This window comes from Romboutsia sp. 1001713B170131_170501_G6, assembly GCF_015668195.1.
In the GTDB taxonomy this organism is placed as follows: Bacteria; Bacillota; Clostridia; order Peptostreptococcales; family Peptostreptococcaceae; genus Romboutsia_C.
This window is the reverse complement of the sequence record NZ_JADPFC010000004.1, coordinates 11,981-30,030: the sequence shown is the minus strand read 5'-3', so window position 1 is coordinate 30,030 and position 18,050 is coordinate 11,981. Positions and strand designations below refer to the sequence as shown.

Genomic DNA, 18,050 nt, shown 5'->3' with positions numbered 1-18,050 from the left:
GGCAGAGCAGTTGAAGAGGTACTGTATAAGTTATCAGAGGAAGGAATTATTTACGAAAAACAGATTCTTAAAGGATTTCCACATCCATCTGGAGCCAATGTAAATAGAGTTATTCAACTAGAAGAAAATAAGGAAAATTTGATAAGGCAAATTAAAGAAAATATGGGCTTATAATTTAATAATGAATCTATAGATAATACTAATATACTCCTAAGGTTTAGTTACGTAGAACTGTAATATAAGTAAATGAGATTTTTATTAATGTTAGATGATTATTTTTAAAATAATAAGTTATAAATGACAAGTTAATAATGTATTTAGGTAATGGAGGAGAACCAAGCTCATAAGGAGGGGGGATCCCCTTGCTTGTAAAGGGAGCAAAACAATCATACAAGAATGTTATAAAGCTTGTAAATCATGCAAAAAAAGCAGCAAAGGAAGGTAAGTCAGATGTTATTATTTTAGATAATAAGGAATTTAAGAAAAAATAATTCTTAACATCTTTTGCATAGGTATGCACATGAATACTATAAGAAAAAATTAATAGCTATTTAGTAAAGTAGTATATTTTATGATAAACTTAAAATATATACAAAATAATTGTGGGAGATGAAAATAATGCAAGATCATATAATAAACAATAAGCTAAACCTATTTATAAAAAATTATGAAAAAACAAAGGAAATAAAAGGGGCATGGCAAATGGGAATGATGCAGTATAGTTGTGTATTAGCATCTACCATAAAAAATAAAAATATAAATCCAATAAAAATAGAAGAAAGTATAGATATAATTAAAGCAAATACAGGAATATTTTCAAACTTTAGAGGTCACAGTATATTTTATCTAGCAAATTTGTTATCAACTAAGACGGATAGAGAAAATGAATTTAAGTCTATACTAAATATATATAATAAATTAAAAGAAAATAAGTTCTCAAATGATTCATATTTACCTTTTGTAGCAATTATAATAAATGAAAACCAAGAAAAAATGGATATAAATACGGCTATTGAAAAGACTAAGTACGTATATGAATATATGAAAAATCATCATCCGTGGATAACATCTAGTGATGATTATTGTAGAGCAGCTCTTATAGCTATAAATTCAAAAGACCTAGATAATGACCTAGAATATATAGAAAAAAGCTATAATGAACTTAATTCAAAGGGGTTTTATAAATCAAACAATCTTCAATCATTATCTCATATAATGGCATTAGATAAAAATAAGAGTGAAGAAACATTAGATAAAGTAATAAGAATTAAAGAATTACTTGATAAACAAAACTGTAAAATAGATGGATATGGATACCCATTAATAGGTGTATTATCTTTAATTGATTGTGATAAAAATCAATTGGTTAATCAAATAAAAAATGTTTCTGATAAGTTAAGTGAAGTAAAAGGGTTTGGAAATTGGTCTTTAGGTAAGACTAATAGAAATATGATAAGTGCAGCTATTGTAGCATCATCATATGCTGAGTACTTGAATGAAGAAAGTAATATAGATTCTATAAGTAGTAATATACTTTTAGATATAATAATAGCTATTGAAATTGCAACTGTTGTAGCTATTATAGCAGCATCTAGTGCAGCTTCAGCATCTAACTAGAAAAATTAAATAAATTGTAGTATAAGTAGTATATAAAAGAACTTTAGCAATTTATAATATTTGCTGAGGTTCTTTTTTAAAGATAAATAAAGTTATATAAGTGACTAATATGTCATTTTGTTTATACTACTTTAATAATTTAATTATTGTATAATAAATACAAAGACTAAAATGGTAAAATTTGGAGGATTTATGAAGAATATTCTTATGATAGAAGATGATAGCACTATAGCTTTTGGAGTAAAATATGCTCTAGAAGAGGAAGGTTTTAATATAAATATATGTAAAGATTTAGAAAGTGGAAAAAAAGAGATAAAAACTAAAGATTATAATATTATATTACTAGATGTAATGTTGCCTGATGGGAGCGGGTACGAGTTTTGCAAGGAACTTAGAGAAACTAATGACACACCTATAATATTTTTAACAGCTTGTGATGAAGAAGTAAATATAGTTATGGGACTAGATATTGGAGGAGATGACTATATAACAAAACCGTTTAGAGTTAGAGAACTTATTTCTAGAATAAATGCAGTTCTTAGAAGAAGAAAAAATAATAATGAAAATAAAAAGATAGTAAAGTATGGAGATTTAAGTATACATACACTAGAAGCTAGAGTTTATAAAAAAGAAGAAGAGATTTTTTTAACTTCTGCAGAGTATAAGTTATTACTAATATTAATTCAAAACAACAATATAGTTTTAAGTAGAACTCAAATTTTAGAAAAACTATGGGATGTTACTTATGATTTTATAAATGATAATACTCTTACAGTGTATATAAAAAGGCTTAGAGAAAAAATAGAAGATGATATAACAAATCCTAGATATATACACACAGTAAGAGGTGTTGGATATAAGTGGAATGGAAGTGAAAAAAATGTTTCTATTTAATGTAGAAGTAAAAAGTTTTATAAGAAATTATATTTTATTATTTATACTATCTATAATACTTTCACTAGGAATAAGCTACAAAAGTGTAAATATTATAAAGGATAAAATAGTAGAGAATAATCAAGCTATAATAGGTTCTATACTTTCTAAAAATCCTAGCTTAGAAAAAGAAATAGTAGCTATAATAACTCAAGGGAAATCAAAGGACAACATAACTTTAGGTAAAGAAGTATTAAATAAATATAACTATAATGAAAACATAAGTCTTAAAAATGAGCCTATTATAAATGAAAGCATAAATGACATTTTTAGTTTAAATACTTTATTTATAGTGCTTGTATTTATATTTATTTTAATTTTAGTTGTGTACTATTTTAAGTATATATATAGTGATATAAAAGATATGACTGACTATGTATATCATAGCTCAGAAGGTAGAGATTATGAGATGAAAAATAAAAACCAAGAAGGACAAATTGGTCTTTTAAAAACAGAACTTTTAAAAATGACTAATATACTTAAAGAAAAGGTAGAGCTATTAAACAAAGAAAAGATATTTTTAAATGATACTATATCAGATATTTCACATCAATTAAAAACTCCTATGACTTCACTTATAATACTTAATGACTTAATGTATGAAGACTTACCAAAAGAAACTAAAATAGAGTTTTTAGATAAAATAAAAACTCAACTAAGTAGAATGGAGTGGCTAATAAAAAGTATGCTAAAACTATCAAAGGTAGAAGCTAAGGTAATTGATTTTAAATATAAAAATGTAAATATCAACGAATTAGTAAAAAGAGCATTAGAGCCAAGTTTAATACCAATTGAACTTAAAAATATAGATGTGAGTATTAAGGGGGAGGATAGTATTTCCTACAAAGGTGACATGGAATGGTCTATTGAAGCTTTAGTCAACATAATTAAAAACTGTGTCGAACATACACCTCAAAATGGAAAACTAGAAATTAGTTATGAAGATAACTTTATATATTCAGAAATAATTATAAAAGACAGTGGAGAGGGCATCGATAAAAAAGATTTGCCTCATATATTTAAAAGGTTTTATAAAGGAAGAAACAGCTCAAAAGAAGATAGCGTAGGAATAGGACTAGCTATGTCAAAGTCTATAATAGAAAGTCAAAATGGTGATATATCAGTTAAAAGTGAAAAAAACAAAGGATGCGAATTCCATATTATATTCCATAAAAACTATAGTGACTAATTTGTAATATATAATTCACTTTAAAGTAAGTCTAGGAAGATAAACTGTAACTATAAAAATTATATAAGTTTAAGAAAATGGAGGATAATATGGAAGTTGTAAAAGTAGAAAACATAACTAAAAGTTATGGTAATGGTGATTCAAAGGTAGATGCAGTAAAAAATGTAAATCTATCTATAAACAAAGGCGAATTCGTAGCAATAGTAGGACCGAGCGGAAGTGGTAAAAGTACACTACTTCATTTAATGGGAGGAGTAGATAAGTCTAGTAGTGGAAAAGTATATATAAATGGAGTAGATATATACTCTTTAAATGAAAAAGATTTAGCTATATTTAGAAGAAGAAATATAGGACTTATATATCAGTTTTATAACTTAATACCTGTACTTAGTGTAAAAGAAAATATATTACTACCAGCAGAACTTGACAATAGAAAAATAGATAAAGAATATTTAAATGATTTATTAAAAACATTAGGATTAAAAGAAAAAGAAAACAGCCTTCCAAATGAACTAAGTGGAGGACAGCAACAAAGGACTTCTATAGGCAGGGCACTTATAAATAGACCATCTATTATACTTGCAGATGAGCCTACTGGAAACTTAGACAGTAAAAACTCAAAAGAAGTAATAGAACTGTTAAAATTATCAGTAAAAAAATACAATCAAACCTTAATAATGATAACTCATGATAATAACATAGCACTACAAGCAGACAGAGTAATAGCTATAGAAGATGGAATGATTAAAGTAGATGAGGTGATATAAATGAATTTATATACAACTCTAACTTTAAGATACTTAAAAAAAAATAAAAAAAGAACAATAGTAACTATAATAGGAGTAATATTATCAACAGCATTAATATGTTCAATAGGAAGCATATATGAAAGCTACATGGATTATCAGTTTAGACAGACTATAGAACAAGAAGGATACTTTCATTCAGCCTTTTATAATGTAAAAAAAGAAGATTTAGATACTATAACTAAAAGTGCAGGAATAGACAAAAGCTCTATTAGCGAAGACTTAGGATATTCAAAATTAAATAAAGATAAATTAAATTTGATTAACCTCAAAGCTTATGACAAAAATGGTTTTGAAATGAATCAAGTAAAATTAAAAGAAGGAAGACTACCTACTAATGAAAATGAGATAGTATTAAGTGAAAGAGTCATACCTTTAACAAATAAAAAAGTAGGGGATACTATAACTTTAAATGTTGGAAAAAGAGTAGATGAATATGGAAAAGACATAGAAATTCCAATACTAAAAGAAAATGAAACTTTAGCTGATACAAAAGAAAAAGAATATAAGATTGTTGGGATTATGAAAAAAACATATGCTGAACTAAGTGAAATTTCAAATGGAATAACTTATTTAGAACCAAATAAACCATTTGAAAAAGATACATTAGATGTATATATATTATTTAATAATCCTAAAGAAGCATATAAAATAGGCACAAATATAGCAAAAATACTAGGGTTAGAAGTTGAAAAATCAACTGATAATGACGAGTCAATGATTTATAACAATGATAATAAAACTTATTATGAGAATTTATACTTTAATGAATATTTACTAAGACTACAAGGAGCAAGTCTTTATGAAAATATAAATGAAACATTTAATAAAATATTACTTACAGTAACATTATTAGTAATAGCATGCACAGTAGTAACAGTATACAATTCTTTTAGTATATCAGTAAGTGAAAGAAAAAAGCAATTTGGAGTGTTAAATTCTATAGGAGCAACCAAAGCTCAAGTTATGAAGTTAGTATTTATAGAAGCTATTGTAATAAGTTTAATAGGAATACCGATAGGATTAATAGTTGGAACTTTTGGAATGGATTTAATCTTTAAATCAATACAAACAGTATTTAATAGCCAATTTATTTCAGATATAAATCTAAGAGTAATATATAATCATTATATAATATTAGGAAGTGCATTAATAGTATTATTGGCTATATTAGTATCATCAATACTTCCAGCAATCAACTGCGCAAAAACTTCTCCACTTGAAGCTATAAGAAATAGTGATAATTTAAAAATAGTAAAAGTAAAAAACTCTAAGCTAGTTAAGTTAATATTCAAAACTGAAGGAGTCCTTGCATACAAAAATCTTAGAAGAAATAAAAAGAAATTTAGAATAACTTTATTTTCTTTAGTGACTAGTGTAGTTATATTTATATCATTTAGTGGATTTATTGATTTATTTGAAAAAGCTAATAAGGTAAACATCGGAGATATAAACTATGACATGAGAGTATGGTATAGCGGAATAAGAGAGAAAAATGATATAGTTAAAGATTTAAATAATATAGATGGAGTAAATAAAATTAGTGCAATTAATCCTTATGGTGCAGAAACATACGTTAATGAAAATAATATAAATAAAAAATATAAGGATTTAATAGAAAGACGTTTTTTAAAGGAAAATAAAAATGGTGAAATAGTATATACATTTGACAATAATGGAATTAATTTTCTTGGAGATAAAGCCATAAAAGAATTAGAATTAAAAACTGGTAGCTTTGACAAAGAAAGTGCCATAAAAGAAAATGGGATAATACTTCGAAATAAAAGTGATAATAGCTCTTCAAGAAAACAGAGTGAGATTTCATTAACAAATTATAAAGTAGGAGATACAATAAATATTTGTAAGAGATATATAGACAAAAACGATAATGAAGTAAGAGAGCCTATTAAGCTAAAAGTATTAGCTACTACTGAAGATTTTATTCCAGGTTATAGATGGTCTACTTATATGGGTATAGATTTCATAACTTACAACGAAGTAGGAGAAAAACTGGGATACAAAATAAGTGATGGAGATATATACATAGACACAGATAAAACAAAAGAAACTAGAGAAGCTGTGAAAGATATAGCAAAAAAATATGGCTATGATGTATCAGATGATGTAGAAGACGTATTAGAAATGGAAGAAGCTATTAATGTTATGAAAATATTTGTATATGGGTTTACAGTAGCAATATCTTTAATAAGTGCTACTAATATAATAAATACAATGAGTACAAATATAAACTTAAGAAAAAAAGAATTTGCAATAATAAAATCAATAGGTGTGACGCCTAGTGGATTTAGCAAAATGATATATCTTGAAAGTTTATTATATGGGGTATTTGCTCTATTATACGGACTTCCTATAGGACTTTTAATAGATGTATATATGAACAAAGTTCTTGGCAATGTTATAGAAATAGGCATGGTACTTCCTATAAAGGCAGTTTTAATGTCTATTGTAGGTATATTTGTTATTACCTTTATATCAGCATATATTCCTATGAAAAAAATAAACAAAGAAAATGTAATTGAAAATATAAGACAAGAAAGTATATAGGGGGATGAGGATGAGTAATTTATTTTCAAAGAGAAAAATATTATGGTCAGTAATATGTATTTCATCTTTTTTAATGATAGGATGCAGTTCTACCAAATCAGTAGATTTAAACATACTTGCAACAACTGATTTACATGGAATCATACCTAATGAAATGGTTACATATATTGACAAACAAAAGAAGGAAAATCCAGACACTGTAGTAGTAGATGCAGGAGATTTTTTAGATTCTGAATTTGGAACATCTGGAGATATGCTAAAATATTATGACAAAATGAGAGAAAATTATAAAAGCAACAATGGAAAGTATATAGAAATTCCTTTAGCAAAAGAAATGAAAGAAGCTGGATTTAACACAGTAACTCTTGGAAATCATGAGTTTGTGTCAAATGACAAGACCAGCTTAGATAATATGATATCAGACTTTGAAAAGCAAGGAATAAGTGTATTATCAGCAAATACATATAAGAAAAATGGAGAAAGTTACACAAAACCATACGTTATAAAAGAAATTAAAACACCAGAAGGTAATATAAAGCTAGGTATATTAGGTCTTACTCTAAAAGAAGTAGGAGAATCAAAATATTGGGATGGAGAAAAATTAGTAGAATCTAAATCATTAGAATTAAAAGACCAAAAAGGATACAATGAAGAACTTTATATGAATGATTTAGTAGAAGATGCTAATAAATGGGTAAAAGTTATGAAAGAAAAAGACAATGCAGATGTTATAGTAGCAGTAGTACATAGTGGAGAAAGACCTAAAAAACCAAAACACCCAGGAAATAGAATACAAGACTTAGCTCAAAATATATCTGGAATAGATGCAATAGTTGCTGGACACAACCACGTTCAAATAAAACAACATGACTATAAAAATAAAGATGGACAAACTGTTATAGTAACAGAACCAGGAAAGCACGGTGAATGCATTTCAAAAATTGATATAAAATTAGAAAAAGATAAAAATGGATGGGATGTAATAAATAAGTCTAGTGATATAGTTCAGTTTGAAAATGTTAAAAAGAATTTAGATGAACTATGCAATAATCATGGATTGTTTTATTGTGAAACTAGTTTTCTATTAGATGAAGGGAAAGAAGGCAAAGTAATAAGTCTTAAGGATCTTATACCTTTTAAATGGGATAAAATGTATGTATTTAAGCCAGGCACTTCTAGAGATGAAATATACAAAAAAGCTGGGTATGAGTTTTTAAATATTGCCGAGAGTGATGATATGTATCAGTTTGTAATTATGGATAAAGACAAAGTTGTTTGCTATTCAAATGCTATAGGAAGTGATGTTCCAACTATATTAAAATTTGATAACACTGATTTTAAGGACAAGTGCTTAACTATAACACCTGGAGAAAATGATTATTTTAAAGTTTCTAAAGGTGAAAAAGAAAAGAATATTGATCGTTATAAAGTTATATTAAATTATGAGAAAAAAGAAAGTTAAAAAATAAAAATTTAAATTTTGAAAGAAAAAGTGTATTTAGCAAAAATTCATCAATTTTACTAAATACACTTTTTGTTTACTAAATAATATAAAAATCCCTATGGACATGCCAAGTAAATGAAAGTAATTTCTAAAATTTAGAAAAAATGCATCTAATAAACCTTTATTTTATAGAAAATCTGAAAAATACTTAAAATTTCTTTCAAAATCTTTCAAAAATGTTGCGATTAAATTAATATCTATATACACTTATAGTATAAAACTAAATAAAATAATTTAAGAATATAATAGCTTGACTACCTAATGAAAAGGAGACGAATGGTATGGAATATTCTGATAATACTGTTTTGAAAAATCTAAAGTCAAGATATGATAAATTTACTAATGTAGAAAGAACTATAGCCAATTTTTTTATAAATAATAGAGAAATACAAAAGCTTTCATCTAAGGCAGTATCAGAAAAACTATTTGTATCAGAGGCTTCTTTATCTAGGTTTGCAAAAAAATGTGGCTATAAAGGTTTTAGAGAATTCATATTTGAATATGAGAAAAATATTAGTAAATATAATAGAGAAGAAATTTCTAATTTAGTAATTAATACATATCAAGATTTATTAGATAGCTGTCATATGATGATAAATCAAAAACAAATGAAAGAAGTTGCTCACCTACTAACAACATCTAAGAGAGTTTGCGTTTTCGGAATGGGGAGTTCTGGGATTGCAGCTGAGGAAGTTCATCTAAGGTTTATGAGGTTAGGTTTAAATATTGAAGCTGTATATGATTCACATAGAATAAAAATGTTATCTTCACTCGCTAACGAGGAAAGCGTTATTATAGCTATATCTTTAAGTGGTACAACAAAAGAAATTCTTCAAGGAATAGGGATAGCAAAGGCTAATGGAGCTAAAATTATTATGGTAACTTCAAATAATTCTTTCCATTTATCGAGTTTTTGCGATGAAATTATATTAATTCCAACTATAAATGCATTAGAAGCTGGAGATTGTATATCACCTCAATTTCCTATTTTAGTAATGATAGATATACTATATACCTATTTTATAAAAATAGAGAGTTATTATCAAAAAAAGGTAAATACTTTAAATGCATTATTTAAGTATGATGAAGAAAATATTTTAATCTAATTTGGTTTTACTAGGTAGAAAATACCTTGATAAAATAAAAAATTCGCTTTAATTTAGATGCATGTAAGCGAATACTTTAAGTTATTCATGCGATAGGAAATTTATATTTTCTTATAATTAAAAAAGAGGGGATGATATTATGAAGAAAAAAAAGCTATTAAGTTTGCTTGTAACTTCAATGCTAACGCTAAACCTAGTTGGATGTGCTAGTACAGGTGGAAAAGAAGAAAAGTCTCAGGGGGAAAATTCAACAAAGCAAGAAGCAGCAGCAAATACTCTTTATGCAAATGGAGGACCTGAAGAATTTTTCGAAGCGCCATGGTTAAATCCAGGTACTTTTGTTTACAACAAAGTCTTATATGACAGATTAATATTTGCGGATGAAAAATTAGACCCAATACCAGGGGAAGGTCAATTAGCTAAATCTTATGAGATGTCAGAAGATGGGAAAAACCTTAAGTTTGTATTAAGAGACAATATATTCTGGCATGATGGAGAGCCTATAACAGCAGAAGATATAAAATGGAGTATAGAATATAGTTTAAAGACAACAGTTTTAAACAATGTATTTGGAAATACTTTTAAGTCTATAGAAGGAGCAACTGATTACATAGATGGAAAGTCAGATGAAATATCTGGTATTGTAGTAGATGGAAATAATATAGAAATAAAATTTGAAAAATTAGCACCAGATGCTTTACTTACATTTACACAATTTGCACCACTTCCTAAAAAGCATCTTGAAAATGTTGACCCTGTTAAGTTCCAACAATCAGAATTCTTTAGAAATCCTATAGGTTCAGGACCATTTAAAGTAGATGAAGTAAAAATGGGTAACTACACAACTTTAGCTGGATTTGATAAGTATTGGGATGGTAAACCAGCATTTAATATGCACTTAAATCCAAGTCCTGGAGATAGTGATCCAAACTTAGTAACAAATGCTAAAGCTGGACTTCTTGATTACTCATATACTAAAAATATAGCAGATGTTAAAGCACTTGAAGGCACTGAAGGTATCAATATGGATACTGTAGATGTTAGATATACAAGATTATTCTTTGCAAATAAATTTAAGAAAAAAGATGGATCACCTGCACCATTAGCAGATAAGAGAGTTCGTCAAGCTATAATGTATGCACTTGATATGGATAAAATACTTGATGGTATATTTGAGGGTGCAGCACTACCTGCAAATAGTTTAACTCCAAATGGGCCAGATAAAGTTGATGGATTAAATAACTATGAGTATAATCCAGAAAAAGCTAAAGAATTATTAAAAGAAGCTAACTGGGATCCAAACACAGTTTTAGATGTAGTTTACTATTACACAGATCAACAAACAGTTGATTTAATGGCAATAATACAAAACTACTTATCTCAAGTTGGAATAAAAATGGAATTTAGATTAGTTGAAGGTGATTTAGCTTCATTATTATGGGCATTACCAGAAGATCCTGTAAATGGACCTTCAGCAGTTGATTTTGATTTATGTTATGCTGCAACTGCTGCACTTTCAATGCATGAGTACTATGATAGATATCAAACAGGTGCTGAACTAAACTCTCATACACCAGGAACACCTGAATTAGATAAATTAATAGAAAATACAAAAACAATAGATCCAGAAGAAAAGAGAAAAGCATTCTTTGAATTACAAAAATATGAAAATGAAGAATTATTCGTAATGCCTTTATATTACCAACCAATATTCGTTATGACAAGTGATAAAATAAAAGGTATGCCTGAAACATTTGGTAACCCACAATTTAATTATAAGTGGGATATTCACAAATGGACATTAGCTAAGTAATAAACAGGGGGGGTGTATAATTTTAATTATACATCCCTTTTATTATAAGGAGGTAGTAAATGCTAAAATACATATTAAAAAAAGTACTTGGAATGATTCCAATGTTATTGATAATTACATTTATTATTTATTTTTTACTAGATTTAACTCCAGGAGATCCAGTATCTCATTTAATGGATCCAGAATCTTTAGCAAGATTATCACCAGAACAATTAAATGCACTTAGAGAAGCTTACGGTTTAAATGATGGTTTTGTAATTAGATATTTTAAATGGTTAATACAATTACTACAAGGTAATTTTGGATATAGCTCAAGTAGTGGTGTAGCAGTTATAGATATTATAAAAGACACACTACCAGCAACTTTAGAATTATCAGTTGCAGCACTTTTAATTTCTACAGTTTTAGGTAGTATATTAGGAGTAATAGGTGCTATAAAACGTGGTTCTATAGGAGATAATGTTATGACAGTTGCAGGTATGATAGGAGTATCTATACCACAATTTTTCTTTGGTATGGTAACTATATTAATATTTGCATTAAATTTAGAATGGCTCCCAGTAGGAGGTAGAACAGCACCGGGACTTGAAAGCTTTATTGATAGAATAGAGTATTTAATATTACCTGCTACAGTACTAGGTTTATCACTTACTGCAGGGGTTATGCGTTATGCAAGGACTAGTATGTTAAATACTATGAATAAAGAATATATAAAAACAGCTAGAAGTAAAGGAATTCCAGAATGGAGAGTTAACTTAATTCATGGATTTAGAGTTTCACTAACACCAGTTATAGTTTTAATAGGTTTTAGATTACCTACACTAATAGCAGGTTCTGTAGTTATAGAGTCAATATTTCAGTGGCCAGGAGTTGGAAATGTATTTAACACTGCAATAAGGTCAGCAAATTATAACTTAGTCATGGTTGTAGCACTTATGTTTGTAACTATGGTTTTAATAGCAAGTACATTAGTTGATATACTTACTGCTGTTTTAGACCCTAGAGTAAAACTTGAGAAATAGGGAGGATATTATGATTACTTTATCACCTAAAAAAAGATTAAATAATAAATTTGATAAAATTAAAGAAAGAGAAGAAAATAAAACTTTTAAAAAACAAAAAAGTAGAGTAGTAAGTAAGTTAATTTCAAATAAACTTACAACAATAGGGATTGCAGTATTTTTACTTATATTACTTGCTTGTATATTTGCACCATTATTAACACCGCATGACCCGTTAGCTGTTGATATGTCAAATATACTTAAGCCACCATCTAGTGAACATATATTAGGAACAGATAAAATAGGTAGAGATATATTTTCAAGAATATTATACGGTGGAAGATTATCAATTTTGATAGGATTTGGTAGTGCATTAGGTTGTGCATTAATAGGAGTATTGTTAGGATGCTATAGTGGATATAAGGGTGGACTAATAGATAAAATATTAGTTAGAATATCTGAAATATTTATGTCATTCCCACAATTAATATTGGTATTAATGTTAGTTTCAATAATAGGGCAAAGTGCTTTTAATATAATAATAATATTTATTATTTGTGGTTGGGGAAGCGTATTTAGAATGGCAAGATCACAAATATTATCTATTAGAGAAGAAGAGTATGTACAGTCATTAAAAGTATTTGGACTTAATGATTTTGTTATATGTTATAAGCATATGTTACCAAATATTGTAGGTCCAATATCAGTAAATATAACTTTAAGTACTGCAATGTTTATACTAGAAGAAGCAGCACTTAGTTTCTTAGGACTTGGTGTACCTCTTGAAATACCAACATGGGGTAATATATTAAATGCATCACAAGATTTATTTACACTTCAAAATAATTGGTGGATGTGGTTACCTATTGGGATAGTTATATCACTATTTGTTATGAGTATAAACTTTGTAGGAGATGGCTTAAGAGATTCTACAGATCCAACAAGTGTTGAATAGGGGGAAAAATCATGGAAAATATTATCACAGTCAAAGATCTTAAAACATATTTTTATGCAAATAATAGATGTAATAAAGCCTTAAATGGTGTATCAATGGAAATAAAAAGGGGTAAAACACTTTGTATAGTTGGAGAGAGTGGATGTGGTAAAAGTGTTACAGCATCATCAATAATGCAACTTCTTCCTAAGTTTTCAAGAATAGAAGAGGGAGAAATAATTTATCATAGTGAAGATGGAAAAGATATTGAAATACATAAGCTAGAAAAAAATTCAAAGGAAATGAGAAGACTTAGAGGAAAAGACATAGCAATGATTTTTCAGGATCCAATGACAGCACTAAATCCTGTTTATACAATTGGGTGGCAAATAGTTGAGATGATTAGAAGTCATGAAAATATATCTAAAAAAGAAGCTAAAGAGAGAGCTTTAAAGCTACTTAAAGATATGGGAATACCTCTTGCAGAGAAAAGAATAGACCAATATCCACATGAATTTTCAGGCGGTATGAGACAAAGGGCAATGATAGCTATGGCTATGAGTTGTAATCCGAAAGTACTAATAGCAGATGAACCAACAACAGCCCTTGATGTTACAATACAAGCACAAATATTTGAATTAATGGAGAAATTAAAAAGAGAATATAACACAGCTATAATGCTAATTACCCATGATATGGGAGTTGTGTGTGAATTAGCAGATGATGTGGCTGTTATGTATATGGGAAATATAATTGAAAGTGGTAGCGCAAAGGAAGTTTTAGAAAATCCAAGTCATCCATACACTAAGGCATTACTTAAATCTATTCCAGTGCTAGGAAAGGGTGCTGATCAAGATATTAACCCTATAAAAGGAGCTACACCAGACCCATTTGACAGACCACCAGGATGTCAGTTTGCTCCTAGATGTGATTACTATTCAAAGGAATGTGATGAGAAAATGCCAGAAGAGGAATTCGTAAATGGAAGCACTCATATGGTTAGATGTATAAAATGCAAGGAGGTGGCTTTAAATGTCTAAAGAAGTATTACTTACACTAAAAGGTGTAAAAAATTATTTCCCTGTAAAAAATGGAACATTTTCTAAAACAAAAACTTATGTAAAAGCAGTAAATGATATAAATTTAGAAATATATAAAGGAGAAACATTAGGATTAGTTGGGGAGTCTGGATGCGGTAAAACTACTTTAGGTAAAACAATTCTTCAATTATACAAAGCCACAGATGGAGAAATAATATATAACTTTGAAGATGGACCAAGAGATTTAATTAAGCTTAATAAAAATGAAATGGATTTAGCTCGTAAAAAAATACAAATAGTATTTCAAGATCCACATTCTTCATTAAATCCTTCATTTACAATATATCAATCTTTATCAGATCCACTTAAAAAGTTTGGGATTAAATCAAAAGAAGAAAGAAGAAAAATAATAGGGGATTTACTTGAAGCAGTAAATATGAGGAGAGAATATATGGATAGATATCCACATGAATTCTCTGGAGGTCAACGTCAAAGAATAGGTATAGCAAGAGCCTTATCAATAAATCCCGAATTAGTAATATGCGATGAAGCCGTATCAGCATTAGATGTATCAATTCAAGCACAAGTATTAAACTTACTTAAAGAACTTAAAGAAAAACACAATTTAACATACATATTTATAACACATGACTTAAGTGTTGTAGAATATATAAGTGATAGAATAGCAGTAATGTATTTAGGAAAAATAGTAGAACTTGCAGATGCAAAATCTTTATATAAAAATACATTACATCCATACACAAAAGCATTATTATCAGCAATACCAGTAGCTGATATCAACCACAAAAAAGATAGAATAGTACTTGAAGGAGATGTACCAAGTCCTATGAATCCACCAAGTGGATGTTTCTTCCATCCAAGATGTAAACATTGTATGGATGTTTGTAAATTAGAAGAGCCAGAAATGAAATCTTATATTATTGATGGAAAAGAACATTTTGTAGCTTGTCATGTAGCATCAATGGAAATGGAAGAAGGTGTGCTTAATGAATAAAGAAGAAATACTTAAAAGTATAAAAGGAAGTGTAGTTATATCTTGTCAAGCACTTCCTAATGAACCATTATATGTAGAAGAAAAATCTATAATGTATTTAATGGCAAGAGCAGCAAAACAAGCTGGAAGTCCTGCTATAAGAACTAATAGCGTTAGAGATGTCATAGATATAAAAAAAGAAACAGGACTTCCAGTAATAGGGCTTATAAAAAAAGAGTATGAAGGTAGTGAAGTATATATAACACCTACTATGAAAGAAGTAGATGAATTAGTAGATGCTAAAAGTGATGTAATTGCACTAGATTGTACATTTAGTAAAAGATTAAATGATGAATCTATAAATGATTTTATTAAAAGTATAAAAGAAAAATATCCGAGTATTATACTAATGGCTGATATATCAACATATGAAGAAGGAGTTAATGCATATAAATGTGGAGTAGATATGGTTGGAACTACTATGAATGGATATACTCCTCAGAGTATAAAAGAAAATATAAACAACTTAGAACTAGTAAAAAAATTAACTAAAGAAATAGATATACCAGTAATAGCAGAAGGAAAAGTACACTATCCATATCAAGTAAAAGAAATGTTAGATGCTGGTGCTTATTCTGTTGTTGTAGGTGGAGCTATAACTAGACCTTTAGAAATTGCACAAAGATTTATAAAAGCAGCTAAAGGAGAAGTGTAAAATGAATTATCTAGCACTTGATATAGGAGGAACGGCTTTAAAAATAGCACTTGTAAATAAAGAGGGAACAATCTCAATTAGCGATAAGTATCCAGTTAATTTTGATAACTATAATACACCAATAATAGATACAGTTTTAAAAGAAACTGATAAATTTTTAGCCAAAAATAAAATAGAAAGCTTTAAAGGAGTAGCAATATCTGCTACTGGTCAAATAGATGTAAATAAAGGTGAAGTAATAGGAACAGGTGGAAATATAAAAAACTACGAAGGTTCAAAATTTAAAGAAAGAATAGAAGAAAAATATAAAGTAAAAGCTACTGTAATAAATGATGCAAATGCAGCAGCATTAGGAGAATTATTTTTAGGAAATGGAAAAAATTATAAAAATATACTTATGATTACTATTGGAACTGGTGTTGGAGGTGGAATAGTAGTAAACGGTGAAATTTTAAATGGAAAGCTAGGAATAGGTGGAGAACTAGGTCACTTCTCTATAAATAATAAAGGAAAAAAATGCACTTGTGGAAACAATGGTTGCTATGAACAGTATGCATCTATGAGTGCTTTAATAAAGAGAGTAAAAGAAGAGTTAGATATTAATGATATAAATGGAAAAGAAATATTTGAACAAATAAATCATAATGAAAAAATGAAAGAAATAGTAGATATATGGATAGAAGATGTAGCTTGTGGAGTTGTATCTTTGGTACATATTTTTAATCCTGATATAGTTTTAATTGGTGGGGCAGTAAGTGAGCAAAAAGAGCTATTTATAGATAAGTTAAGAAAGTTAGTTAAAGAAAAAGCTATGAAAAATTTCACAAAAGATTTAAAAGTAGAACCTGCTAAATTAAAAAATGATGCAGGTATAATTGGTGCACTTTACTACTTATTAAAAGGGGAGAATAAAGATGAATTACAATATGGAGAGATTTAAAAATATTACAGTAGCACTTAATACACCATTTAAAGAAAATGGAGAAGTAGATATAGAAAAAACAAGAGAGTTAGTAAATTACTTATACAACAAAGGAATAAAAAACTTATATGTATGTGGAAGTACTGGTGAAGGCTTCTTACTTGACAACGAAGAAAGAAAGGCAGTAGTTGAAGCTGTTTGTGATGAAGTAAAAGATAAAATGACTATAATTGTTCATGTAGGATGTGCTAGTACAAAACACTCATGTGAATTAGCAGCACATGCCCAAAAATGCGGAGCTCATGCAACATCAGCAGTACCATGTGTATACTACAGACTAGGAGAGGAAAGTGTATATACTCATTGGACTGAGATAACCAAAGCAAGTAACTTACCATTTTTTATATATAACATACCACAATTAACAGGATTTAATTTATCAGATGGATTACTTAAAAAAATGTGTGAAAATGAAAAAGTAATGGGTGTTAAATGTTCTTCAGATCCAGCACATGATATAGCAAGATTTAAAGCTATTGGAGGAGAAGATTTCTTAGTATTCAATGGTCCAGATGAGCAGTATTTAGCAGGAAGAATGATGGGAGCTGATGCTGGTATAGGTGGTACTTATGCAGGTATGCCAGAACTATATTTAAAGCTTGAAGATTTAATAAGAAGAAATGAATTTGAAAAAGCAAAAAAACTTCAAGCAACAATGGTTCAATATGTGTATAGAATGTGTGGTTTTGGGTCATTATATGGTTGTGTTAAAGCATTAATTAAGTTAGATGGACTTGATATAGGAATACCAAGACTTCCATTTTTACCTGTAAGTTGTGAAGATGAAAATCTAGTAAGTTTATACAATGATATTAAAGGAACTATAGAAGAAACTAAAAACTGGTAGGTGA

General features: G+C 28.2%; 16 protein-coding genes. All 16 read left to right on the top strand.

All coding sequences use genetic code 11. The features are described from left to right. Positions 1–362: 362 nt before the first annotated feature. Complete coding sequence (locus I4U89_RS15850) at positions 363–491, top strand: hypothetical protein (protein WP_279311325.1); 129 nt, start codon at positions 363–365, stop codon at positions 489–491. Positions 492–618: 127 nt separating this feature from the next. Further along, positions 619–1,617, top strand: coding sequence for a DUF4003 family protein (locus I4U89_RS10240; protein WP_195940280.1), 999 nt, complete (start codon positions 619–621; stop codon positions 1,615–1,617). A 192-nt stretch (positions 1,618–1,809) separates the two neighbouring features. Then, positions 1,810–2,511, top strand: coding sequence for a response regulator transcription factor (locus tag I4U89_RS10235; protein WP_195940279.1), 702 nt, complete (start codon positions 1,810–1,812; stop codon positions 2,509–2,511). Continuing rightward, positions 2,498–3,739 (top strand): sensor histidine kinase, encoded by a 1,242-nt coding sequence (locus tag I4U89_RS10230; protein ID WP_195940470.1) that lies wholly within the window; start codon positions 2,498–2,500, stop codon positions 3,737–3,739. Before I4U89_RS10235 ends, I4U89_RS10230 begins: the two co-directional genes overlap by 14 nt. 89 nt (positions 3,740–3,828) lie before the next feature. After that, positions 3,829–4,506: an ABC transporter ATP-binding protein gene (locus tag I4U89_RS10225; RefSeq protein ID WP_195940278.1), complete on the top strand. Its 678-nt coding sequence runs from the start codon at positions 3,829–3,831 to the stop codon at positions 4,504–4,506. Continuing rightward, positions 4,507–7,110 carry an ABC transporter permease gene (locus I4U89_RS10220; protein ID WP_195940277.1) on the top strand — a complete coding sequence of 868 codons (2,604 nt, stop codon included), beginning with the start codon at positions 4,507–4,509 and terminating at the stop codon, positions 7,108–7,110. 10 nt (positions 7,111–7,120) lie between these two features. Then, positions 7,121–8,572, top strand: a complete 1,452-nt coding sequence (locus I4U89_RS10215) for a metallophosphoesterase (protein WP_195940276.1) — start codon at positions 7,121–7,123, stop codon at positions 8,570–8,572. Between the two features lie 323 nt (positions 8,573–8,895). After that, positions 8,896–9,720: a MurR/RpiR family transcriptional regulator gene (locus I4U89_RS10210; protein ID WP_195940275.1), complete on the top strand. Its 825-nt coding sequence runs from the start codon at positions 8,896–8,898 to the stop codon at positions 9,718–9,720. 139 nt (positions 9,721–9,859) lie between these two features. Then, positions 9,860–11,533 carry an ABC transporter substrate-binding protein gene (locus I4U89_RS10205; RefSeq protein ID WP_195940274.1) on the top strand — a complete coding sequence of 558 codons (1,674 nt, stop codon included), beginning with the start codon at positions 9,860–9,862 and terminating at the stop codon, positions 11,531–11,533. A gap of 59 nt (positions 11,534–11,592) precedes the next feature. After that, positions 11,593–12,555, top strand: coding sequence for an ABC transporter permease (locus tag I4U89_RS10200; protein ID WP_195940273.1), 963 nt, complete (start codon positions 11,593–11,595; stop codon positions 12,553–12,555). 10 nt (positions 12,556–12,565) lie between these two features. Beyond that, positions 12,566–13,489, top strand: coding sequence for an ABC transporter permease (locus I4U89_RS10195; RefSeq protein ID WP_195940272.1), 924 nt, complete (start codon positions 12,566–12,568; stop codon positions 13,487–13,489). A gap of 11 nt (positions 13,490–13,500) precedes the next feature. Continuing rightward, on the top strand, positions 13,501–14,508 hold the full coding sequence (locus tag I4U89_RS10190; protein WP_195940271.1) for an ABC transporter ATP-binding protein: 1,008 nt from the start codon (positions 13,501–13,503) through the stop codon (positions 14,506–14,508). After that, the gene (locus I4U89_RS10185; protein WP_195940270.1) at positions 14,501–15,523 is read left to right on the top strand and encodes an ABC transporter ATP-binding protein; all 1,023 of its coding nucleotides are present in this window, start codon (positions 14,501–14,503) and stop codon (positions 15,521–15,523) included. Before I4U89_RS10190 ends, I4U89_RS10185 begins: the two co-directional genes overlap by 8 nt. Then, on the top strand, positions 15,516–16,217 hold the full coding sequence (locus I4U89_RS10180) for an N-acetylmannosamine-6-phosphate 2-epimerase (RefSeq protein ID WP_195940269.1): 702 nt from the start codon (positions 15,516–15,518) through the stop codon (positions 16,215–16,217). Before I4U89_RS10185 ends, I4U89_RS10180 begins: the two co-directional genes overlap by 8 nt. A gap of 1 nt (position 16,218) precedes the next feature. Next, on the top strand, positions 16,219–17,157 hold the full coding sequence (locus I4U89_RS10175; protein WP_195940268.1) for an ROK family protein: 939 nt from the start codon (positions 16,219–16,221) through the stop codon (positions 17,155–17,157). Then, positions 17,132–18,046, top strand: a complete 915-nt coding sequence (locus I4U89_RS10170; protein WP_195940267.1) for a dihydrodipicolinate synthase family protein — start codon at positions 17,132–17,134, stop codon at positions 18,044–18,046. The genes I4U89_RS10175 and I4U89_RS10170 overlap by 26 nt, the downstream gene beginning before the upstream one ends. Positions 18,047–18,050 lie beyond the last annotated feature (4 nt).

Coding starts and splice junctions, on each gene's coding strand:
- I4U89_RS10240 (WP_195940280.1), top strand. CDS start 619: ATGCAAGATCATATAATAAACAATAAGCTAAACCTATTTATAAAAAAT.
- I4U89_RS10235 (WP_195940279.1), top strand. CDS start 1,810: ATGAAGAATATTCTTATGATAGAAGATGATAGCACTATAGCTTTTGGA.
- I4U89_RS10230 (WP_195940470.1), top strand. CDS start 2,498: ATGTTTCTATTTAATGTAGAAGTAAAAAGTTTTATAAGAAATTATATT.
- I4U89_RS10225 (WP_195940278.1), top strand. CDS start 3,829: ATGGAAGTTGTAAAAGTAGAAAACATAACTAAAAGTTATGGTAATGGT.
- I4U89_RS10220 (WP_195940277.1), top strand. CDS start 4,507: ATGAATTTATATACAACTCTAACTTTAAGATACTTAAAAAAAAATAAA.
- I4U89_RS10215 (WP_195940276.1), top strand. CDS start 7,121: ATGAGTAATTTATTTTCAAAGAGAAAAATATTATGGTCAGTAATATGT.
- I4U89_RS10210 (WP_195940275.1), top strand. CDS start 8,896: ATGGAATATTCTGATAATACTGTTTTGAAAAATCTAAAGTCAAGATAT.
- I4U89_RS10205 (WP_195940274.1), top strand. CDS start 9,860: ATGAAGAAAAAAAAGCTATTAAGTTTGCTTGTAACTTCAATGCTAACG.
- I4U89_RS10200 (WP_195940273.1), top strand. CDS start 11,593: ATGCTAAAATACATATTAAAAAAAGTACTTGGAATGATTCCAATGTTA.
- I4U89_RS10195 (WP_195940272.1), top strand. CDS start 12,566: ATGATTACTTTATCACCTAAAAAAAGATTAAATAATAAATTTGATAAA.
- I4U89_RS10190 (WP_195940271.1), top strand. CDS start 13,501: ATGGAAAATATTATCACAGTCAAAGATCTTAAAACATATTTTTATGCA.
- I4U89_RS10185 (WP_195940270.1), top strand. CDS start 14,501: ATGTCTAAAGAAGTATTACTTACACTAAAAGGTGTAAAAAATTATTTC.
- I4U89_RS10180 (WP_195940269.1), top strand. CDS start 15,516: ATGAATAAAGAAGAAATACTTAAAAGTATAAAAGGAAGTGTAGTTATA.
- I4U89_RS10175 (WP_195940268.1), top strand. CDS start 16,219: ATGAATTATCTAGCACTTGATATAGGAGGAACGGCTTTAAAAATAGCA.
- I4U89_RS10170 (WP_195940267.1), top strand. CDS start 17,132: ATGAATTACAATATGGAGAGATTTAAAAATATTACAGTAGCACTTAAT.